This is a genomic window from Escherichia sp. MOD1-EC6842 (assembly GCF_002965705.1).
Classification (GTDB): domain Bacteria; phylum Pseudomonadota; class Gammaproteobacteria; order Enterobacterales; family Enterobacteriaceae; genus Escherichia; species Escherichia ruysiae.
The window spans coordinates 55,647-76,831 of sequence record NZ_PTRF01000019.1 but is presented as its reverse complement, the minus strand read 5'-3'; the positions used below and the strand labels follow the sequence as shown (position 1 = coordinate 76,831).

Below are 21,185 nucleotides of genomic sequence, written 5' to 3'. Positions count from 1 at the left end.
AGAATGGCGGATGCGGCAAAAACGCCTTATCCGCCCGAATAAAAATTACTTCTGCGCTGCCAGCGCCTCATTTACCCAGCCATCGAACTGTTGCTGGTGGGCTTTGATCCAGCCATCAACGTGACCCTGAATATCGCCTTCTGAGGCTTTGCCGTCATGCATAATGGCGTTCTGGGCGTTAATGTCTGCCACCGGCAACTGCATAATGGCAAACAGTTTCGCTGCCGCCGGGTTTTTCTCAGCCCAGGCTTTGTTGGCAACGATATGCATGGTGCTGACCGGGAAGCCGTAATTTGCGCCATTCGGTAGTTTGGTATCGGCGTTTTTATCACCCGGCAGTGCGGAGAACGGCACCTGCAACCAGACGACATCTTTGCCCGGCTTCAGTTCGTTACTCACCCAGTACGGCGTCCAGGTGTAGTAAAACACCGGCTTGCCCTCTTTGTAACGACTGATGGTGTCAGCCATCATCGCCGCATAGTTACCCTGATTATGCGTCACGGTGTTGGTCAGTTCATACGCGGCAAGCTGGTGGTTGATCGCACCTTCGCAGCCCCAGCCTGGGTTACAGCCGGTTAAATCCGCTTTACCGTCGCCGTTGGTATCAAATAGTTTGGCGATCTTCGGATCTTTCAGTTGCGCGATGTTGGTGATTTTGTACTGGTCGGCGGTTTTCTTATCGATCAGGTAACCCTGCGCCGCGCCATTAACAAATACCCCTTCACGATAAAATTTCTTATCGCCACCGGCAGCTTCGTACATGTTGTCATGCAGCGGCGTCCAGTTCACTGCGGTAAAGGTCGCATCGCCAGAAGCAAGCGAGGTGTAGCCAACGTTGTAATCCACTTCGCTGGGTTTATTGACGGTATAACCTAATTTCTCTAGTGCACGACTGACCAGCAGCGTCTGGAAGGTTTCTTCAGTGATGGTGCTCTGAACTGGATTAACAGTAATGCCTTTGCCCGGCAGATCGGCAGCAAAAGTTTGTGTAGAGATAAGCGTGGCAAACGCTGTCGCAAAAAGTACGCTATGTCGCATTGTTATTCCTTTTTTTGGCAGGGTGATAATGCCCGGCGTCACCGGGCAAGTGCAGAGTTACTTAATGAATGGGCGGGTCAGCAGGCCGACAGGGCCAGTGGTGTACCAGCGACGGTTGCCGCGACTGCGTGAGTCGCGCCCAACGGCCTGCGTCAGGCGATCGAGGATAATGGCGAGGATCACAATCCCGACGCCGCCAACGGTGGCAAGCCCCATATCCAGACGACCGATACCGCGCAGAACCATCTGACCAAGCCCGCCAACAGCAATCATCGAGGCGATGACCACCATTGAAAGAGCCAGCATCAGCGTCTGGTTAACGCCCGCCATAATGGTCGGCATCGCCAGCGGTAACTGAACTTTGAACAGCATCTGGCGCGGGCTGGCACCGAATGAGCGCGAGGCTTCAATCAGATCCGCCGGAACCTGGTTAATCCCCAGAATGGTCAGACGGATAATCGGCGGCAGAGCAAAGATGATCGTCACCACCACGCCCGGCACGTTACCGATACCAAACAGCATGACGATTGGCACCAGATAAACAAACGCGGGCGTGGTCTGCATGGCATCAAGCAGTGGACGGATTATTTTCGCTGCTCGCGGACTTCTCGCCAGCCAGATTCCCAGCGGCAAACCGATGACGATACAGAACAGCAGGGCGGTTAATACCAGCGCCAGGGTGACCATTGCTTGCGACCATGCGCCAATCGCGCCGATAGCAATCAGTGAAACCAATGTCGCAACGCCCATACCGACGCCGGAAATCTGCCAGGCGATGAGAGCGAAAACGATAATCGCCACAGGTGCAGGCATACCCAGCAGCAATTGCTGGAAACCGTTGAGAATATAATCCACCGGAACGCGCACACCCTGAAAGACGGGACGGAAATGGGTAACGACCCAGTCGATCCCTTCAGTTACCCAACTGTCGAGTGGGATCAGCGTCTTGTGGAATGGATCGAGAATATTAAAATGCTCGACGTTTGGCGCAGGCGTACTGGACAGCCAGTCAGCGCCACCGCCGTCAGTCGGTGCAGCAGCCGGTGTACCCCAGGCGTCTGCGGATTGTGCGGCGCTGTCCGCCGCTGGTGTGGTATCCCACGGATTATTTTGATCAGCCATTGTTTACCCCCTCACGATCTAAAGCGCGCAGCAGCATTCCTTTCGAAATGATGCCGACATACTGTTGGTCCTCGTCGACCACGGGCACCGCACACGGCGCCTGTCCGACATGAGAGAGCAACTCGCTAAGAGGCGTCTGAGCATCGACCGCTAACGGCGCATCAATCAGCGCCGCATCAAGACCTTGCTGCTGCGTTAATGCTGCTTTTAACGAATCGATAGACACTGCGCCGACAAATTTATTACCGCGTTCGATGACGTAACCATATTCGCGGTCTTCATCCTGCAATAATTTCAGCGCCGAACGCGGGCCGAAGCCGGGTGTTTTACGAATTAAGCCATTAGGGCTGCGGCGGGCAATATCTTTTGCGCTGAACACCTGGCTAATATCGACGCCACGGAAGAAGGTACGGACATAATCATTCGCCGGATTATTGAGAATTTCATCCGGTGTACCGACCTGAACGACTTCACCATTTTGCATAATGGCAATTCTGTCGCCAATACGCATAGCTTCATCGAGATCGTGGGAAATAAATACAATGGTGCGCTGATGTTTCGCCTGTAATTTTACCAGCTCATCCTGCATCTCGGTGCGAATTAGTGGGTCGAGCGCCGAGAAGGCTTCATCCATTAATAAAATATCCGGATTGATGGCTAATGCGCGAGCCAATCCGACACGTTGGCGCATCCCGCCAGAAAGTTCGTCCGGGTAACTGTGGGCATAATTTTCCAGCCCGACCTGACGCAGTGCATCAATAGCTTTTTCCCGGCGTTCTTCGGCGTTAATTCCAGCTAATTCCATGCCGAAGGCAGTATTGTCCAGCACGGTCATATGTGGCATTAAGGCAAAGGACTGGAAGACCATCGCAATCTTTTTTCTGCGCACCTCACGGAGTTCGGCATCGGATATTTTGGCAATATCCACACCGTCAATCAGTACTTGTCCACGGGTGGGTTCAATCAGGCGATTGAGAAGGCGTACCATTGTGGATTTACCCGAACCGGATAATCCCATGATGACAAATATCTCGCCTTCTTCAATGGCCAGACTGGCGTCTTTTACGCCAAGCGATAGACCTGTTTTTTCCAGAATTTGTTCTTTTGAAAGTCCTTGTTCGATATATTTGAAAGCCCGTTGTGGATGCTCGCCAAATATTTTATAGAGGTTTTTAATTTCTAATTTAATTGCCATGCAATAGAAAGATTCCTGTTATTTGTTTATGTCGATATATTACCCGATGGAAATAGTCACTTTTTTCTACCCTAACATACTGAGAATCTGAGGCAACCCCTGATGGCAAATGTGGCATGAATATTGATGTGAGCAAATTGCCGGAATTTCCCGTGATATAAGGGCTGAGAGCAAATCGAGAAAAGTTGATATTTTTTGTTATAGATAGCGAAAAAACGCCTGAATATTGTAGTTTCAGGCGAATAATGCAACAGAGTATCAGTGTAGATCACCACAAAATATCTGTGTGATAAAAAGCCATTTAATGAAAATTATTTCCCTGCTGCGGTTGGTGATATTTTTTAAATAACCGTGTCAGAAATTCCAGTCTTCGTCTTCTGTTTCGACCGCTTTTCCTACCACATAAGAGGAGCCAGAACCGGAAAAGAAATCGTGATTTTCATCGGCATTCGGCGAAAGCGCGGCGAGGATTGCCGGATTCACTTCCGCCATTTCTGCCGGGAAAAGCGGTTCGTACCCCAGATTCATCAACGCTTTATTGGCGTTGTAGCAGAGAAACGCTTTTACATCGTCAGCCCACGAGGTTTCGGCGTACAGCTCATCGGTGTATTGCAGTTCGTTGTCGTAGAGTTCCAGCAACAAATCGAAGGCAAAATTCTTTAACTCTTCGCGTTGTGCCTGGGAGATTTTTTCCAGGTTTTTCTGATATTTATAACCGATGTAATAACCGTGCACTGCTTCATCGCGGATAATCAGACGGATCAGGTCGGCGGTATTAGTCAGCTTACCGCGACTGGAAAAATACATCGGCAGCCAGAAGCCAGAGTAGAACAAAAATGATTCCAGAAAGACACTGGCGATTTTCTTTTTCAGCGGATTATCGCCGCGATAATGTTGCTGAATAATCTGTGCTTTTCGCTGCAACGGCGCGTTTTCTTCACTCCAGGCGTAGGCGGCATCGACATCTTTTGTCTGGCACAGCGTCGAGAAAATCGAACTGTAAGAGCGGGCATGAACCGCTTCCATAAAGCTGATATTTGATAATACCGCCTCTTCATGGGGCGTGATCGCATCGGGCATCAGCGAAGGTGCGCCGATAACATTTTGTAGCGTGTCGAGTAGCGTCAGGCCAGTAAAAACACGCATCGTCAGTTGTTGCTCTACGGCGCTTAATGTCTGCCAGGCGGGGATATCGTTCGACAGCGGCACTTTTTCCGGTAGCCAGAAATTACTGGTCAGGCGATTCCACACCTCCAGATCTTTATCGTCAGTAATCTTGTTCCAGTTGATGGCGCTGATACGTGAGAGTTTCATAAGCAATCCTTAAAGTGCGCAGGAGACGCAGCCTTCAATTTCAGTACCTTCCAGCGCCATCTGACGCAGGCGAATGTAATAGAGCGTTTTGATACCCTTACGCCAGGCGTAAATCTGCGCTTTGTTGATATCGCGGGTGGTGGCGGTATCGGGGAAAAACAGCGTCAGCGACAGCCCCTGATCGACATGGCGTGTCGCTTCGGCGTAGGTGTCGATAATCTTTTCCGCGCCAATTTCGTAAGCGTCCTGATACAGCGCCAGATTCTCATTAGTCATAAACGGGGCAGGGTAGTAAACGCGCCCGGTTTTACCCTCTTTGCGGATCTCTACTTTCGCCACAATCGGATGAATACTCGACGTAGCATGGTTGATATAAGAGATAGAACCGGTTGGTGGCACCGCCTGGAGATTCTGGTTGTAGATGCCATAGCGCATCACGTCGTCGCGCAGTCGCGCCCACATCTCACGGGTAGGTAGCGTAATACCGCTACGGGCAAACAGTTCGCCAACTTTCGCCGTTTTCGGCTGCCAGTTACCTTGCAGATATTGGCTAAAATATTCACCGCTGGCATAGCGCGACTGTTTGAACCCGGCGAAGGTTTCACCGCGTTCGCGCGCCAGCAACATCGAGGTGCGCAGCGCGTGCCAGGTGATGGTATAGAAATAGAGATTGGTGAAATCCAGAGCCTCCGGCGAACCATAGGCGATGCCTTCCCGCGCCAGATAACCGTGTAAATTCATCTGCCCCAGCCCGATGGCGTGCGAGGCGGTATTTCCGGTCTCGATGGAGGGCACGCTGCGGATATGACTCATATCCGACACCGCCGTCAGACCGCGCACGGCTGTTTCTACCGTGCGGGCAAAGTCGGGGGAATCCATGGTGTGGGCAATATTCAACGAACCTAAATTGCAGGAAATATCATGGCCTGTGCGAGCATAGTTGAGATTCTCGTCATACTCTGAGGCGCTGTTTACCTGCAAAATCTCTGAGCAAAGATTGCTCATATTTATGCGCCCGGCGACAGGGTTAGCACGGTTTACCGTGTCTTCATACATGATGTACGGATAGCCGGACTCAAACTGGATTTCTGCCAGTCGCTGGAAGAAATCACGGGCGTTGAGGTATTTTTTGCGAATGCGTTCATCGGCAACCAGTTCGTCATAGTGTTCGCTGATGGCGATATCGGCAAACGGCTTGCCGTAAACCCGCTCAACGTCATAGGGCGAAAACAGTGCCATCTGCGCATTCTTTTTCGCCAGATGGAAGGTGATATCCGGGATCACCACGCCCAGCGACAGCGTTTTAATGCGGATTTTCTCGTCGGCATTTTCCCGCTTTGTGTCGAGAAAACGCAGAATATCGGGATGATGGGCATGTAAATAGACTGCCCCCGCCCCCTGACGAGCGCCGAGCTGATTGGCATAGGAAAATGCGTCTTCCAGCATTTTCATCACAGGAATTACGCCAGAAGATTGATTTTCAATACGTTTAATTGGCGCGCCCGCTTCCCGCAGATTCGACAGCAAAAATGCCACGCCGCCGCCGCGTTTTGACAGTTGCAGTGCGGAATTTACCGCCCGACCAATCGACTCCATATTGTCTTCAATACGCAGCAGAAAACAGGAAACCAGTTCGCCGCGCTGCTGTTTACCACAGTTGAGGAATGTTGGCGTGGCAGGCTGAAAGCGTCCTGACAGCATTTCATCGGTCAGTTGCAACGCCAGCGTTTCATCGCCTTGTGCCAGCGTCAGCGCCACCATAGTGACTCGATCGGCAAAATCCTCCAGATAACGCTTACCGTCGAATGTCTTCAACGTATAGCTGGTGTAAAACTTCCATGCACCGAGGAACGTCTGGAAACGAAAACCGCTGGCGTGCGCGCGGGTAAACAGCGTAATGACAAAGTCGCGAGAGTAGCGATTAAGAACGCTTTCATCATAGTAACCTTCGTTGACCAACCAGTTCAGGCGCTGCTGCTGGCTACTGAAGGTCACACTGTTCGGGCGTACATGCGTCGCCATAAAGGCGTCTACGGCCTGGCGGTCTTTATCGAACTGAATGCGACCTGCGCTATCGTAAAGGTTAAGCATCGCATTCAGGGCGTGGTAATCCATTGTTTCCTGCGTCAGGCGGTCTGCGGTTGTCGTTGCCAAAATTCGGTTACTCCTTTACGAACATTTTCGATATCGCTTTGCGTACCCATGAGTTCAAAGCGGTACAGCCACGGCACGCCGCATTTCCGGGCAATCACATCTCCGGCGCGACCATACGCCTCACCAAAGTTGCGATTACCCGAAGCAATAACGCCGCGAAGCAACGCCCGGTTATGTTCGTCGTTTAAAAAGCGAATCACCTGTCGTGGCACAGCGCCAGCCGTACCGCCACCGCCGTAAGAGGGCACGATCAGGATGTAAGGCTCGTCTACCTGAATCCGTTCCCGCTCATTGAGTGGAATGCGCACGGCGGGCAGCCCTAAACGTTCGATAAAACGCTGCGTATTTTCGGAGCTGCTGGAGAAGTAGACGAGCTGGCTCATGCACTGGCCGCGTGTGGCGCTGGATGCAGACGGTTGATCATGTCCGGACGAAAACCAGACCAGCTAAGATCGCCTGCAATCACTACCGGCAACTGACGAAAGCCCTGAGCACGCAACGCTTCCGCCGCTTCAGGAACGCGATCGACATTAATCATTTCAAAATCAAAGCCCCGGTTTTCCATCGCCCGTTTGGTGGCGTGGCACTGAACGCAATCGTTACGAGTGTAAATAATAATGCGCATGATTCGTATTTCCGTTTAAAATGAAGATACGGCGCGATGATACGCGTCGGGTTGTCTCTCTGTTGATACAGGGATACTAGATGTAGTTGAAAAAAGATTCAACCATACAAGATATGGGAAATTTCGATAAGTCTCACCGCCGTCGAGCAGCTCAGCGGGGTAGGGGGTTTTGTGTTCTATAGCCGGGTGATTACCCGGCATCAGGAAGTTACATCCGCATGGAAACGGCCAGGCGGTTAAAGCAATTCATCAGTCCGATGGCAAAAGTCAGGTCGCTGATCTCTGCTGCGCTGAAATATTCAAGCAAAGGTTGATAAACGTCGTCTTCTGCATGGCTTCGGGCAATATCGGTCACCGATTCCGCCCAGGCCAGCGCCGCCCGCTCGCGATCGTCAAAATGATGGCTCACCCGCCAGCCTGCCAGAGCGTCCAGCTTGTGCTGCGGCACACCGGATTTGCGTAATGCTTTACTGTGCATCTCCAGACAAAATGCGCAGCCGTTGATTTGCGAGACGCGCAAATAAACTAACTCCATCAGTGTGGTATCCAGCGCACTATTTTCCAGCGCCGTTTTGGCCTGCACCAGCGCGTTATACACTGCCGGGCTAAGTTCGTAGTAAGGCTGACGTAATGTAGTCATACAGTTTCTCCTCTTATTAACGCCCGCAATGTAGCACTATAATGGACTGCTAAAGAGAGCCATAAATTACCTAAAAAAGCAGACCATATGCCGCGCTATCAGGATATCGCCCGTCAGTTAAAAACGGCTATTGAGCAAGGGGAACTGAAACCCGGCGCAAGGCTACCTTCCAGTCGTACCTGGTCGCAGGAGCTGGGCGTGTCTCGATCCACCGTCGAAAATGCTTATGCTGAGCTGGTGGCACAAGGATGGCTGGTACGGCGGGGGCAGGCGGGCACCTTTGTCAGCGAGCAAATACATCCCCAACAATCCGCTGTGGATGTGCTTGCCTTTGCCGGTGAAAGCCAGCAACCGCTACCATTCCAGATGGGATTACCCGCACTCGATCTCTTTCCGCGAGAGCTGTGGGCGCGGGTGATGGGGCGCCGTCTGCGTACCCAGACGCGCTTTGATTTGGCGTTAGGCGATGTCTGTGGTGAGGTGGCGTTGCGTGAGGCAATTGTTGATTATTTACGCGTCTCACGCGGGATTGAATGCCAGCCAGAACAGGTCTTTATCACTCACGGTTATGCAGCCTCAATGGCCTTAATTCTGCACACGCTGGCGAAACCGGGAGACGGGATGTGGATGGAAGATCCTGGCTTTCCGCTGATTCGTCCGATTGTTACTCGCCACGGTGTGGAAATTTTACCTGTGCCTGTTGATGACAACGGACTGGATGTCGCAAGTGGAATGCAAAATTATCCTGATGCGCATTTTGCCCTGATAACTCCGGCACACCAAAGCCCGCTCGGTGTTGCGCTCTCACTGGCGCGCAGGCATCAGGTGCTGGCGTGGGCAGAGCGTGCGCGGGCGTGGATTATTGAAGACGATTACGACAGTGAATTCCGTTATCACGGTAAGCCATTACCGGCGCTGAAAAGCCTCGACGCGCCACAGCGGGTGATTTATGCCGGAACATTCAGCAAATCGCTATTTCCTGCATTGCGCTGTGCGTGGCTGGTGGTGCCGGTGGAGCAGATTACGCAATTCCGCCAACAGGCGTCACTGAAGCCATGTGCAGTGCCAGTTCTATGGCAGAACACACTGGCTGACTTTCTTCGCGAGGGGCATTTCTGGCGGCATCTGAAGAAAATGCGTCAGCACTATGCGCAGCGTAGGCAGTGGATTGAACAGGCGCTTACGCAACAGGGATTCCTGGTTATGCCACAAAAAGGCGGCATCCAGATGGTTATCAGCATGGTGGGTGACGATATTTTCCACGCGCGTAAAGCCAATACTGCTGGCCTTGCGGTGCAGGCACTTAGCGACTGGCGTATCCGATCAAGTGGGAAAGGAGGATTGCTTCTCTCGTTTACCAATATTATCAGTGAGAGTATGGCGCAGCAGGTGGCACAACAATTACGCAGAGCCTTAAGTTAAAAACCCCGAAGTCAGGCTTCGGGGTCAAAGACGCGTATTTATTATCATTGTTGCATTACGATTTGCGTATGCTTAACAGCGCGCCGATAAAAATACCTACCGCAGCTGCTGTACCCACGCTACACCAGGGTCTTTCACGAACAAAAGAATCTGCGCAGCCAACTGCATCGCGCGCGGCTTGCTGGACGCGAGTACGACCATGCATCCGCGCTCTGGTTTCTTTCAGTAGAGCCTGAGCTTTACTGCGTGCGGCTTCGGCTTCACCTTTGGCGTCGCTGCCCCAGGACTTCAATACAGATTCGAGACTGTCGGCTAATTGATTGACGTCATTCTGAATATCCTGCACGCCATCATCGACGTCGTTGCGGTTCGGTCTGTTAAACATATGATCCCCCATTAGAATTCGATGTAATTTTCAGTGTAGACCATAATTTTCTTAACAGAGATTCATCGCGGCTTTATGGACTTTTCTGAAAGCGTTGTGAATGCGCAATCAGGTAAGGTAGGCGCGCAGTAGATATTAACGAGGATAAAATATGTATTTACGACCAGACGAGGTGGCGCGCGTACTTGAGAAAGTCGGTTTTACTGTCGATGTAGTAACCCAGAAAGCATACGGTTACCGTCGTGGGGAACATTATGTCTATGTTAACCGCGAAGCGAGAATGGGACGTACCGCACTGATAATTCATCCAACATTAAAAGAACGTAGTTCCACACTGGCTGAACCTGCTTCCGATATTAAAACTTGCGATCATTACCAGCAATTTCCGCTCTATTTAGCGGGTGAACGTCATGAGCATTACGGTATCCCGCATGGCTTTAGTTCGCGTGTTGCGCTTGAACGTTATTTGCATGGCTTATTTGGCGAAGCCAGTTAAAGACGCGACTGGCGATGCCAGTCGCGAAAAGAAGGGTCAGGCTTTTACCTGCTGGTAGCTGCTCACTTTGAACAAGCGGCGACAGTAATCAAGGAAGTAGCCATAGACCGCCCCCATCAGCATCGAAACAACGATGTTTGAACTGACCGCTGCCATAATCTGGTGCCAGTCTGCGCCTACCACTAATAAGATCGCCATATACACTGGTGACTGGAACGTCACATAAGCCAAAATATCAGCCAGATTTTTTGTCCAACCAGAGTGGCTAACTTTGCGTGCCGCGCGCATAAACAGATCGCGGTACATGCCATATGGCCATGCAATTAAGATATTCACCGGAACGGCCACCAGCCTGGAATAAAAAGACTGTTCGAAGCTCATCCCGGAGAGGAAAACTTCAATACACATGTTCACGACAGTACAGTAAACAACCATCGCGAACGTGTCTGCAACTGCATGACGCAAGCGTGACTGCGGTGAGAACATGCTAATGCTCCTTAATAAAAGCGAAATCGGGTATGAATGGAAATGGAAGCAGTGCTTTAGACTGCCTGTTTCATTTTTGCATAGCGTATATTGCTGGTTGTTAGTAATCAATTAGTGAAAAATTTTTATTTATTTTGTTTTTGTAGATAAAATGTTCCGCAATGGCGTATTTTTTATACATTATGGATTTTTAAATGCCTTTATGAATAATTTTATTTAAAATCATATTATTACGTTGTCATTGTGAACTGTGCTGGTGGGGCGGTTAAGGGCTGTTAACGCCGTAAAGCGTAGACAATCCGGCTTAAGTAGCGGGTTGAGCTCATTTAGCATTTTTAATGACCTGAAGCCACTAATGCCAGCATAAAACTTCAGTTACTGAAACTTTGTTTTTATTCTTTATGTATGCATTTTTATTCAATTTTCTTTAATCTACCTTCGGTGATGATGGCACAGAGGGCATCCGATTATTCGCAAATGTCTGCAATGATAAGTCAAATGGCTAATATATAAACCGAAAATAATTATTAATCTGCCTGGAAATAACGGTTGAAATAATATCGCGCGCGACTGTAAATAGATTAAATTTTGTGGAAATATAATAAGTGATCGCTTACACTACGCGACGAAATACTTTTTTTTGTTTTGGCGTTAAAAGGTTTTCTTTATTATGTCCGTAATGTTACAAAGTTTAAATAACATTCGCACCCTCCGTGCGATGGCTCGCGAATTCTCCATTGACGTTCTTGAAGAAATGCTCGAAAAATTCAGGGTTGTCACTAAAGAAAGACGTGAAGAAGAAGAACAGCAGCAGCGTGAACTGGCAGAGCGCCAGGAGAAAATTAGCACCTGGCTGGAGCTGATGAAGGCTGACGGAATTAACCCGGAAGAGTTATTCGGTAATAATTCTGCTGCACCGCGTGCAGGTAAAAAACGCCAGCCGCGTCCGGCAAAATATCAATTCACCGATTTTAATGGTGAAGTCAAAACCTGGACCGGCCAGGGTCGTACACCGAAACCGATCGCTCAGGCACTGGCTGAAGGTAAATCTCTCGACGATTTCCTGATCTAATGACTGCTGCCGGATGCCGCCACTATGGCGCGTCCGGCGTCGCTTCTTACGCTCGCTGATTCCACGGCATCTTATCTAACAACCTTGCCATCCCGCAAAAACCGCTGATGCCCGCAAACATTAATCCCGCACCGACAAAGCCGCTTAATAAGAAGAACGCGCTATTCACGGCATAACCCAATACGACGCCGATTAATATTAAGCCACCAGCTGTGATCTGTACCTGACGCATTAATGGTAAAGGCTGCGATTTATTTTCAGCTACCGGCAATCCCGCTTTTTTCCAGCCATCAATACCGCCCTCCAGTAAAAAGATATCTGCGGGAGCGGCAATCGCTGCTAATTTTTGTGCATTATTACTGGTGCGTTTTCCTGCCTGACAGTGGAATATAATTTGTTCGCTACGTAATTTTGTCGGAAGACCAGACTGTTCCAGTACGGATAATGGCGCCAGATCCGCTTCAGGAATATGTTCACGAAGATATTCATCGGCATCGCGAATATCGATTAACTTTGCACCGCGTGAGATTAATTCTTGTGCATCAAGCGGTGGAATTGTTGTTAAAGCCATTGCTACTCCTTACGGACAATAGACGTTTTTCAGGGTGGCGATAATGGCATTTACCGCCTCATTTTTAATGAAATAAAGAATGCGTTGGGCATCCCGTTGGCTGTCGATAAGCCCTTCGTCACGCATCCGTGCCAGATGCTGTGACGTTGCAGAGGCACTCAGTCCGGTAATGCGCGCCAGTTCACCGGCGCTGGTGCCGGGGGAACCGCAAATCATGCACAGAATCAGCAACCGTTTGGGGTGACTCATTGCTTTCAGTAAGGCCGCAGCCTGTTCGGCGCTGGCCTGTAGTTGGGCTAGTTCAGTCATATTTATTTAAGTGTTTTCTAAATTAAGTAAACTCTAAACTAAAAATGCAACGTATACCAGCGTCAGCAGCGTAAATGAGGGTAAAAGCAAAGGCTGAAACAGGCAGACTCCGCTAAAATTACTATGCTTAAGAGATAAAATTTCTTTTTAAACAATGAGTAATTTTCTTATAGGGAGGACATATGGGGTTCTGGAGAATCGTCATCACCATCATTTTGCCACCGCTCGGCGTGCTGCTGGGGAAAGGATTTGGTTGGGCATTCATTATTAATATTTTGCTGACACTTCTTGGCTATATCCCTGGTTTAATTCACGCTTTCTGGGTGCAAACCCGCGATTGATCCTGTGCTCATCCTGCGGCGTTAACGCGCCGCGTTCCTCTGCTACACTTTCTGAGTGTTTCCATTAACGAATGAGGTAGTTATGGGTCTGTTCAATTTTGTGAAAGATGCCGGAGAAAAGCTCTGGGACGCGGTCACTGGTCAGCATGATAAAGACGATCAGGCGAAGAAGGTGCAGGAACATCTGAACAAAACCGGTATACCTGATGCCGATAAAGTGAATATTCAGATTGTCGATGGTAAAGCGACGGTTACAGGTGACGGCTTAAGTCAGGAAGCGAAGGAAAAAATCCTTGTTGCAGTGGGGAATATTTCCGGTATTGCCAGCGTGGACGATCAGGTAAAAACGGCGACGCCAGGCACTGCCAGCCAGTTTTATACCGTTAAGTCTGGTGACACTCTGAGTGCTATTTCCAAACAGGTTTACGGTAACGCCAATCTCTACAATAAAATCTTCGAAGCGAATAAACCGATGCTAAAAAGCCCGGATAAAATTTACCCGGGGCAGGTGTTGCGTATTCCTGAAGAGTAGTTAATTGCCAGCCATCGCCTGCTGGATAATCGGAATTGGCGTCAGTAAATGCTGGCGCATTAACTCACTGGCGCGCGCCGTATCTCGCGCCAGTACCGCCTTAGTCAGGGTCTGGTGCTGTTCATGTTTATCTTCCAGCATTTCTATAGAAAGCACCGTTTGCCGCAGCCAGATGAACCGATAGCGCGCCGCCAGATCAAACAACCGTTCACGCATTTGCAGTAAATAGTGGGAGCCACAGCCCGCCACAATTGCAGTATGAAATGCCTGATGGCGCTGGTCCCATTCATCAAGCATTTTCTCGCTGGCGTCACAAGCCTCAAGCTTACTGAGCAAATGCGCTTTTGCGAGAACGTCAGCCTCCCACTCATCGCCGCCACGGGCAATTGCCAGACTCACCAGCATCGCTTCCATATTGGCGCGGGCGTCGAAAATATCGAGCAGTTCTTGCTCTGACATAGACGCCACCCGATACCCTTTTTGATTCACCACCGTGACCAGCCGTTCCGCCACCAGTTGCGAAAGGGCTTCCCGCAACGGCCCGACGCCGAGTGCATAACGCGACGTTAGCGAACTCATCCGTAATTTTTCATCTGGCTGAAAATTGCCGCGAATAATATCGTTTTTCAACCAGCGGTAGCCATCCAGAGACGTAATGGTCATGGTGTGACTCCTGAACATTATCAGCGCGTATTATGAACGGGTGTTTTTTGCCACAATATCAGCTTTTTCCAGCGTGCCATAATTGGCACGGTACAGATAATCCCTATCGCTAATAAGCCGGTGGAAATTACCTCCAGTTGCTGCGCCGGGCGGAATAACATCACCACCAGTACAAAGGTAATAAAGCCAATCACCAGCCAGGTGAGCCACGGATAAAGCCACATGCGCAGGCGAATTTCGCCGCCTTCCGCCAGCAGGATTTTACGCATCCGCAATTGCGAAACGGCGATGACTAAATAAACCAGCAGGGCAATAGCGCCGGAGCTGTCGATCAGGAATTTAAACACTTTCGCAGGCGCGTAATAGTTCACTACCACCGTTAAAAACGCCGCGCCGGTCGAGAGTAATACTGCCACATACGGGGTTTTGCTGCGGTTGATTTTACCCATTGCCGCTGGCGCATCCCCGCGACGGCTTAAGGAGTAGAGCATCCTTGAGGCGGTATACAGAGCCGAGTTCAGACAACTGGTCACCGACAGCAAAATAACGCAGTCCATAATGAATTTTGCATGTGGAATATTCAGCAGCTCCAGCACGGAACGGTAGGAACCCACGGTTTTCAGTCCTGGCATATTCCACGGAATGAGTGCCACGACGACAAAAATAGAACACAAATAGAAAATGGAGATACGCCAGATAACCGAGTTGGTGGCGCGGACAATATGTTTATCCGGCGTGTCGGATTCGGCTGCCGCAATGGTGACAATCTCTGCCCCCATAAAAGAAAACATGGTTATCAGCATCGCGCTTAATACCGCGCCAAAGCCGTTCGGCATAAAGCCGCCGCTATCCCACAATCTTGAAATACCGCTCACTTCGGCATAAGGGTAAAAACCGCTAATTGCTACAGCTCCAAGGAAAATAAACGCCAGAATGGCAATCACTTTGCATATCGCCAGCCAGAATTCAAATTCACCGTAGTTTTTAACGCTTAATAAATTACTGCCGGTTAAGGCGAGGGTAATGACCAGGGAAAATAACCAGATGGGAATACCTGGAACCCACGAATGCAGGATCATGGCGGCGATGTTGGCTTCCAGCGGGATAACCAGTACCCAAAACCACCAGTACAGCCAGCCGATGGTATAGCCCGCCCAGCGACCAATGGCTTTATCGGCGTAGGTGGAAAAGGAGCCGGTGTCGGGCGTGGCGACCGCCATTTCTGCCAGCATCCGCATAATCATAACCACCAGTAATCCGGCGAACAGATAAGCCAGTAATACCGCAGGGCCCGCTTCGGCGATGGCGACGCTCGAACCGACAAACAGACTTGCGCCGATAACACCGGCAATAGACAACATGGTGACGTGGCGTGATTTCAGCCCGCCGCCTAGCTCATGTGGTTGCGATGATTGCCCCATCCTGAATCCTCTCGAAAGTGTGTCACTTGGGAGAGCGCCCCGACATTTCCCGCGTCGGGTCACGCGTTTAATTGAGGCGGTCAACAAAATCTTAAAAGCGAAAGCGTGATGGTTTTCTCCCTCTCCCTCAGGGAGAGGGTCGGGGTGAGGGTTTAGCAGCGTGTATACCCCTCACCCTAACCCTCTCCCCAGAGGGGCGAGGGGACAGTCCGCAGTCATTTTTAACTTTGTCGATCGCCTCATCGTTATTATTTTTTACTGTATCGTTATCATTCCCTTAGCAACGGTTAACTCTTACAAACAGACATAGCTATTGTTTCGCCTCATCAAAACACTGGCCGATGATCTCCAGACCCTGACGAATCTGAGCATCTTCAATAGTGAGCGGCACAAGGATGCGCAGCACGTTGTAATACGGGCCGCAGGAGAGAAGAATCAGGCCTTTGTCACGGGCGCGCGCCACGATCTCGGCGGTGAGTTTTGCGTCCGGTTTGCTGTGATCGCCATCTTCAAACAGCTCGATGGCAATCATCGCCCCTAGCCCGCGAACGTCGCCGATCTCGGTGTGTTTTTCGGCGATCGCCAATAATCCGTCTTTTAGCTTCTGGCCCAGGTCGTTGGCTTTTTGCAGCAGATTTTCCTGCTCGAACACCTTCAACACTTCCAGCGCGGCTACGCAGGCAATCGGGTTACCGGCATAGGTGCCGCCCAGACCGCCAGGTGCGACCGCGTCCATCACTTCGGCGCGCCCGGTGACGCCCGCCAGCGGGAAGCCGCCCGCGATCGATTTCGCAAAGGTGGTAAGATCCGGTGACACGCCCATCTGCTCCATTGCAAACAGCGTGCCGGTACGCCCCGCGCCGCTCTGCACTTCATCGGCAATCAGCATAATCCCGTGCTCGTCACACAGTGCGCGTAAACGCTGCATAAAGGCAGGCGTTGCGGCGTAGAAACCGCCTTCGCCCTGAACCGGCTCAATCACGATGGCAGCGATATCTTCCGGTGCCGCATCATTTTTGAAGATTCGGTGGATACTGGCGATAGCGTCATCTTCACTGATGCCGTGCAGCGGGCAAGGATAAAGCGCGCGATAAACATGCCCCGGCATCAGGCCCATGCCCGCAGAGTACGGATTCACCTTGCCGGTCAGCGCCAGCGTGTAGTGCGTGCGCCCGTGATAAGCGCCGCTAAAGGCGATGGTGCCGCTGCGTTTGGTGGCAGCGCGGGCGATTTTCACCGCGTTTTCCACCGCTTCGGAACCGGTCGTTACCAGCAGCGTTTTTTTGGCGAAATCGCCCGGCACCTTCTGATTCATTATTTCGCACAACTCCAGATACGGCTCGTAAGCCAGCACCTGGAAGCAGGTATGCGACAGTTTTTTCAGTTGCGCTTCTACCGCCGCCACCACTTTCGGATGCAGGTGCCCGGTGTTGAGCACCGCAATCCCGCCCGCGAAATCAAGATACTCACGGCCTTCAACGTCCCACACCCGGCAGTTTTCCGCACGATCAGCGAAAATCGGATGAATCTGCCCAACGCCACGAGGAACTGCCTGACTGCGGCGCTGCATTAACTCTTTATTGCTGCTCATTCGCGTTCTCCAGTTAAAGACCGATGCACATATATTTGATTTCTAAGTAATCTTCGATGCCATACTTCGAACCTTCACGACCCAGTCCCGAGGCTTTGATACCGCCGAACGGGGCGACTTCATTGGAAATAATGCCGGTATTGATGCCGACGATGCCGTACTCCAGCGCCTCGCCTACGCGGAAGACGCGGCTTAAATCACGGGCGTAGAAATAGGCGGCAAGACCAAACTCGGTGTCGTTGGCTTGCGCAATCACATCGGCTTCATCTTTAAAGCGGAACAGTGGGGCGAGGGGGCCAAACGTCTCTTCTTTCGACACTTTGGCGTTAGCCGGAACGTCCACCAGAATGGTCGGCTGGAAGAAGTTGCCGCCGCGTTCGTGCGCTTTACCGCCGCAAACCACGCGAGCGCCTTTCGCCAGCGCATCGGCAATATGCTCTTCCACTTTGGCTACCGCTTTTTCATCGATCAGCGGCCCGATGGTAACGCCTTTATCCAGCCCGTCGCCGATGTGCAGTTTGCTCACCGCCTGCTGCAATTTTTCGGCAAAGCGGTCATACACGCCGTCCTGCACGTATAAACGGTTGGCGCAGACGCAGGTTTGCCCGGCGTTGCGGAATTTTGAGGCCAGCGCGCCTTCCACGGCTTTATCGAGATCGGCATCGTCAAAGACGATAAACGGTGCGTTGCCGCCCAGCTCCAGCGACACTTTTTTGATGTCTTTTGCGCACTGTTCCATTAATTGGCGGCCAATTTCGGTTGAGCCGGTAAACGACAGCTTGCGCACCAGCGGATTGCTGGTCAGTTCGTTACCGACAGCCCCCGCCGAGCCAGTGACGACGTTAAATACGCCAGCCGGAACGCCCGCGCGGATCGCCAGCTCCGCCAGCGCCAGCGCAGAGAACGGTGTTTGACTCGCAGGTTTCAGCACCATGGTGCAGCCTGCCGCCAGCGCCGGGCCGGCTTTACGGGTAATCATCGCCGCCGGGAAGTTCCACGGCGTGATAGCGGCGGTAACGCCAATCGGCTGCTTGATAACAATCAGGCGTTTATCGGCCTGATGACCGGGAATGGTGTCGCCATAAATACGTTTGCCTTCTTCGGCAAACCACTCAATAAAGGAGGCGGCGTAGCTGATTTCGCCTTTCGCTTCAGCCAGCGGTTTACCCTGTTCGAGGGTCATCAGGCGCGCTAAATCGTCCTGGTGCTCCATCATCAAATTGAACCAGTTACGCAGAATGGTGGCGCGTTCTTTGGCGGTAAGCGCACGCCAGGCGGGCAGGGCGCGATTGGCGGCGTCGATAGCGGCGCGGGTTTCATCAGCGTCCATTTTCGGCACGCTACCCAGCTTGTCGCCGTTCGCCGGATTGGTGACGTCGATGACTTCACCATTGTTGGCGTCCAGCCATTCCCCGTTAATCAACGCCTGCTGGCGGAATAAGTTACTGTCGTTAAGTTTCATTGTTACGTCCTGTTTTCAAAGGTTATTGATTAAATGCGGCGTGTAAGGCATCCACACTACGTGCCGCTCGCAGCGTGCGTCCGGGGTTACTCTGGCTTGCCAACAGCGTTTGTACCTTGCTGACAATATGCGCACCAATAGGAATTGCTGATGTCGCTGCCGGGGAGGGCGCATTGCAGGTGTGGATCGTGCGCGGGGTGGTGACAAACAGAAAATCGTCAATCAGCTTACCGTCCGGCGATACCGCCTGCGCCCGCACACCGGCAGGCCAGGGCTGGAGATCGCTTAACGAAAGCCGGGGACAATACTTTTGCACCAGCCGCAGATAGCCGCTTTTGCACAGCGAGTTTTTCATCTCGCCCAGTCCTGAGCGTAGATGGTTTTGCAGCACCCGGCGAATCCCCGACGAGCCCAAAATCTCCAGCGTGTCGCTAAATGAGAAGTCGCGCTTGCGATAGCCTTCACGTTTGAAAGCCAGCACCGCGTTTGGCCCAACGGTCACGCTGCCGTCGATCATCCGGGTGAGATGAACGCCTAAAAAGGGCATTGCCGGGTCGGGAATGGGGTAAATCAGGTGGTTAACAATCTGGTTATGCTCCGGCGCGAGGCGGAAATACTCGCCTCGGAACGGGCAGATGATAAAGCCCGGTTCGAGGCCGAGCATTTTCACCAGCCGGTCAGCCATCAGCCCGGAACAGCTAATCAGCGTCGACGCTTCATATTCGCCGCCCTGACGGGTACGTATCACCACACCATTCTTATGCTCATTAAGGCCGCTGACTTCGGCGTTATAGATAATCTCACCGCCTCTGGCCTGGAAGATTTTTGCCATCGCCGCTGTCACTTCGCAGTAGCTGACAATGCCGCTGGACGGCACAAAAATACCGCCAAGCCCGGTGATATTCGGTTCACGCTCGCGCAGCTCGTCGGCGTTTAACCACTCGCGCTCGATACCGTTTGCCGCCGTGCGTTCCCATAACGCGCGCATCCGATCCATTTCGAGTGCGGATGTGGCGACCAGCATCTTGCCGCAGTTGTCGTAGCGGATGCCGTTTTGATCGCAAAAGGCTTTGGTGGCGCGGTTTCCCGCCAGGCAAAACTGCGCTTTCAGGCTGCCGGGTGTGTAATAGACCCCGGCATGGATCACGCCGCTGTTGTGACCCGTCTGATGGCAGGCCGGGCCGGACTCTTTTTCCAGTAGCGCAATGCGGGCATCCGGATAGACGTCAATCAGTTGCATGGCGGTCGACATGCCGATGATGCCGCCGCCAATAATCACAAAATCATACATCCGCTCAATTCCTTTGCGCTTACTGATGCGTCTGGTAGTGGTTAGTGGCGTATGCGAAATAGCCGCGCTGGCGCATCAGTTCACGACGCAGATCCGGATGCGCGGTAAAGCGGTCGCGACCGTGCAGCCAGAACAGATTGTTAATCAACAGGAATTTGCCAACGGGAACCGGCACAGACAGAATGCCTTTGCTGGTTTCAATGGCATCGGAAAGCTCGCTCAGCCACACGCCTTCTTCGAAATCTTTTGGCTGGACGAACTGGTCGATATAGCGCATCACCGGGCGACCCTGCTGATCGACGTCGAACACCGGATGGAATACATCTTTACTGACGTTTTTACTTGGCGGCGCGGCAAAGCGCATCGGACGGCGCGCCAGCGGATGGCTGAAAAAGTGGTCCAGATGTTCCCAGTCATCGAGATGCAGCAGCAGCGAGTTTCCGCCCTGCATGTTCTGTTCGTCGATTTTCATCATCAGCACGTAATCAGTGATTTCTTCAACGTAGGTGCCGTCGTTATGCAGTTCCATTACGCGGTGCGGCTGGCGCAGATAGCTATCTGAGTTATCGACATTTTTCACTACAAAACGCGCGTAATACTGACCGCTCATGGCATCGAAATTGGAACGACCAATCAGATGCGCTACCGCCGTTGCCAGCTTCACCATCTCATCCGCTTGCTTCACATCATCGACACCCACCGCATTGATCAACAACGCACCTTCAGCGCGGTTTAGCAACGTCTTCAACAGCAGTGGTTGCAGCTGATTTGCACACAAGTCGTCAAGAATTTTGCCTACCCGAAAACGCAGAAACGATTTGTACTCCAGTGCCTGCACGGGCCACTCGGCGACCTGTTCAAGGAACTGTTTGGTCGTCTGTTCAGAGAAGGTAAGTTCCAGCAGGCGAGGGGATTGCGCCGACGGGGTGAGGGTGAATCCGCTATAGTCCTGGCCTGAATCGACAGCGTTAGTGTGTACGGCGGTCAGTGCATTCATCAGAAGCGATCCTCTTATGAGATGTAGGGTGACATGGCGATGCTCATTTCGTAGCCAT

General features: G+C 51.7%; 23 protein-coding genes. 5 read left to right on the top strand and 18 right to left on the bottom strand.

What is annotated here, in order from left to right; genetic code table 11:
- Positions 1 to 45: 45 nt before the first annotated feature.
- From proX to A7Z29_RS19230, 8 genes are all read right to left on the bottom strand, one after another.
- Complete coding sequence (gene proX / locus A7Z29_RS19275; protein WP_001216525.1) at positions 46 to 1,038, bottom strand: glycine betaine/L-proline ABC transporter substrate-binding protein ProX; 993 nt, start codon at positions 1,036 to 1,038, stop codon at positions 46 to 48.
- Positions 1,039 to 1,095: 57 nt separating this feature from the next.
- Positions 1,096 to 2,160, bottom strand: coding sequence for a glycine betaine/L-proline ABC transporter permease ProW (gene proW, locus A7Z29_RS19270; RefSeq protein ID WP_000774961.1), 1,065 nt, complete (start codon positions 2,158 to 2,160; stop codon positions 1,096 to 1,098).
- On the bottom strand, positions 2,153 to 3,355 hold the full coding sequence (gene proV, locus A7Z29_RS19265; protein ID WP_000985481.1) for a glycine betaine/L-proline ABC transporter ATP-binding protein ProV: 1,203 nt from the start codon (positions 3,353 to 3,355) through the stop codon (positions 2,153 to 2,155). The genes proW and proV overlap by 8 nt, the downstream gene beginning before the upstream one ends.
- Before the next feature lie 354 nt (positions 3,356 to 3,709).
- Positions 3,710 to 4,669 (bottom strand): class 1b ribonucleoside-diphosphate reductase subunit beta, encoded by a 960-nt coding sequence (nrdF, locus tag A7Z29_RS19255; protein WP_085461063.1) that lies wholly within the window; start codon positions 4,667 to 4,669, stop codon positions 3,710 to 3,712.
- A 9-nt stretch (positions 4,670 to 4,678) separates the two neighbouring features.
- Positions 4,679 to 6,823 carry a class 1b ribonucleoside-diphosphate reductase subunit alpha gene (nrdE, locus tag A7Z29_RS19250; protein ID WP_105290656.1) on the bottom strand — a complete coding sequence of 715 codons (2,145 nt, stop codon included), beginning with the start codon at positions 6,821 to 6,823 and terminating at the stop codon, positions 4,679 to 4,681.
- Positions 6,796 to 7,206, bottom strand: coding sequence for a class Ib ribonucleoside-diphosphate reductase assembly flavoprotein NrdI (gene nrdI / locus A7Z29_RS19245; protein ID WP_000080948.1), 411 nt, complete (start codon positions 7,204 to 7,206; stop codon positions 6,796 to 6,798). The genes nrdE and nrdI overlap by 28 nt, the downstream gene beginning before the upstream one ends.
- Positions 7,203 to 7,448, bottom strand: coding sequence for a glutaredoxin-like protein NrdH (nrdH, locus tag A7Z29_RS19240; protein ID WP_001220162.1), 246 nt, complete (start codon positions 7,446 to 7,448; stop codon positions 7,203 to 7,205). The genes nrdI and nrdH overlap by 4 nt, the downstream gene beginning before the upstream one ends.
- Positions 7,449 to 7,656: 208 nt before the next feature.
- Positions 7,657 to 8,088: a carboxymuconolactone decarboxylase family protein gene (locus tag A7Z29_RS19230; RefSeq protein ID WP_000209790.1), complete on the bottom strand. Its 432-nt coding sequence runs from the start codon at positions 8,086 to 8,088 to the stop codon at positions 7,657 to 7,659.
- Positions 8,089 to 8,175: 87 nt separating this feature from the next.
- Here A7Z29_RS19230 and pdxR point away from each other — a divergent pair, with 87 nt between their 5' ends.
- Positions 8,176 to 9,510: a MocR-like pyridoxine biosynthesis transcription factor PdxR gene (pdxR, locus tag A7Z29_RS19225; protein WP_085461059.1), complete on the top strand. Its 1,335-nt coding sequence runs from the start codon at positions 8,176 to 8,178 to the stop codon at positions 9,508 to 9,510.
- 55 nt (positions 9,511 to 9,565) lie between these two features.
- Here the strand turns inward: pdxR and A7Z29_RS19220 are convergent, their stop codons facing one another.
- Positions 9,566 to 9,895, bottom strand: coding sequence for an ElaB/YgaM/YqjD family protein (locus A7Z29_RS19220; protein WP_010345700.1), 330 nt, complete (start codon positions 9,893 to 9,895; stop codon positions 9,566 to 9,568).
- Between the two features lie 151 nt (positions 9,896 to 10,046).
- Here A7Z29_RS19220 and A7Z29_RS19215 point away from each other — a divergent pair, with 151 nt between their 5' ends.
- On the top strand, positions 10,047 to 10,391 hold the full coding sequence (locus A7Z29_RS19215) for a DUF2002 family protein (protein WP_000281310.1): 345 nt from the start codon (positions 10,047 to 10,049) through the stop codon (positions 10,389 to 10,391).
- A 36-nt stretch (positions 10,392 to 10,427) separates the two neighbouring features.
- On the opposite strand, the gene alaE is transcribed toward A7Z29_RS19215, so the two are convergent.
- Positions 10,428 to 10,877 (bottom strand): L-alanine exporter AlaE, encoded by a 450-nt coding sequence (gene alaE / locus A7Z29_RS19210; protein WP_000492676.1) that lies wholly within the window; start codon positions 10,875 to 10,877, stop codon positions 10,428 to 10,430.
- Between the two features lie 670 nt (positions 10,878 to 11,547).
- Here alaE and stpA point away from each other — a divergent pair.
- The gene (stpA, locus tag A7Z29_RS19205) at positions 11,548 to 11,949 is read left to right on the top strand and encodes a DNA-binding protein StpA (protein ID WP_000115375.1); all 402 of its coding nucleotides are present in this window, start codon (positions 11,548 to 11,550) and stop codon (positions 11,947 to 11,949) included.
- A 46-nt stretch (positions 11,950 to 11,995) separates the two neighbouring features.
- Here stpA and A7Z29_RS19200 read toward each other — a convergent pair whose 3' ends face one another.
- The gene (locus A7Z29_RS19200) at positions 11,996 to 12,520 is read right to left on the bottom strand and encodes a rhodanese family protein (RefSeq protein WP_105280263.1); all 525 of its coding nucleotides are present in this window, start codon (positions 12,518 to 12,520) and stop codon (positions 11,996 to 11,998) included.
- 9 nt (positions 12,521 to 12,529) lie between these two features.
- A complete protein-coding gene (locus tag A7Z29_RS19195) occupies positions 12,530 to 12,829 on the bottom strand; it encodes an ArsR/SmtB family transcription factor (protein WP_000137274.1) in 300 nt (99 codons plus the stop codon).
- A 182-nt stretch (positions 12,830 to 13,011) separates the two neighbouring features.
- Between A7Z29_RS19195 and A7Z29_RS19190 the strand changes: the two genes are divergently transcribed.
- Both A7Z29_RS19190 and kbp read left to right on the top strand, forming a co-directional pair.
- Positions 13,012 to 13,170, top strand: coding sequence for a YqaE/Pmp3 family membrane protein (locus A7Z29_RS19190; RefSeq protein ID WP_000508177.1), 159 nt, complete (start codon positions 13,012 to 13,014; stop codon positions 13,168 to 13,170).
- 82 nt (positions 13,171 to 13,252) lie between these two features.
- Positions 13,253 to 13,702 (top strand): potassium binding protein Kbp, encoded by a 450-nt coding sequence (gene kbp, locus A7Z29_RS19185; RefSeq protein ID WP_000522419.1) that lies wholly within the window; start codon positions 13,253 to 13,255, stop codon positions 13,700 to 13,702.
- Here the strand turns inward: kbp and csiR are convergent, their stop codons facing one another.
- The 6 genes from csiR to glaH all read right to left on the bottom strand — a co-directional run bounded on the left by csiR (position 13,703) and on the right by glaH (position 21,127).
- Positions 13,703 to 14,365, bottom strand: a complete 663-nt coding sequence (gene csiR / locus A7Z29_RS19180; protein ID WP_000156828.1) for a DNA-binding transcriptional regulator CsiR — start codon at positions 14,363 to 14,365, stop codon at positions 13,703 to 13,705.
- A 20-nt stretch (positions 14,366 to 14,385) separates the two neighbouring features.
- Positions 14,386 to 15,786, bottom strand: coding sequence for a GABA permease (gene gabP / locus A7Z29_RS19175; protein ID WP_010345708.1), 1,401 nt, complete (start codon positions 15,784 to 15,786; stop codon positions 14,386 to 14,388).
- A 310-nt stretch (positions 15,787 to 16,096) separates the two neighbouring features.
- A complete protein-coding gene (gabT, locus tag A7Z29_RS19170) occupies positions 16,097 to 17,377 on the bottom strand; it encodes a 4-aminobutyrate--2-oxoglutarate transaminase (protein WP_105290655.1) in 1,281 nt (426 codons plus the stop codon).
- A gap of 13 nt (positions 17,378 to 17,390) precedes the next feature.
- Positions 17,391 to 18,839, bottom strand: a complete 1,449-nt coding sequence (gabD, locus tag A7Z29_RS19165; protein WP_000772834.1) for an NADP-dependent succinate-semialdehyde dehydrogenase — start codon at positions 18,837 to 18,839, stop codon at positions 17,391 to 17,393.
- A 22-nt stretch (positions 18,840 to 18,861) separates the two neighbouring features.
- Positions 18,862 to 20,130: an L-2-hydroxyglutarate oxidase gene (gene lhgO / locus A7Z29_RS19160; RefSeq protein ID WP_105290654.1), complete on the bottom strand. Its 1,269-nt coding sequence runs from the start codon at positions 20,128 to 20,130 to the stop codon at positions 18,862 to 18,864.
- A 19-nt stretch (positions 20,131 to 20,149) separates the two neighbouring features.
- Positions 20,150 to 21,127: a glutarate dioxygenase GlaH gene (glaH, locus tag A7Z29_RS19155; RefSeq protein ID WP_010345713.1), complete on the bottom strand. Its 978-nt coding sequence runs from the start codon at positions 21,125 to 21,127 to the stop codon at positions 20,150 to 20,152.
- Between the last annotated feature and the right edge of the window lie 58 nt (positions 21,128 to 21,185).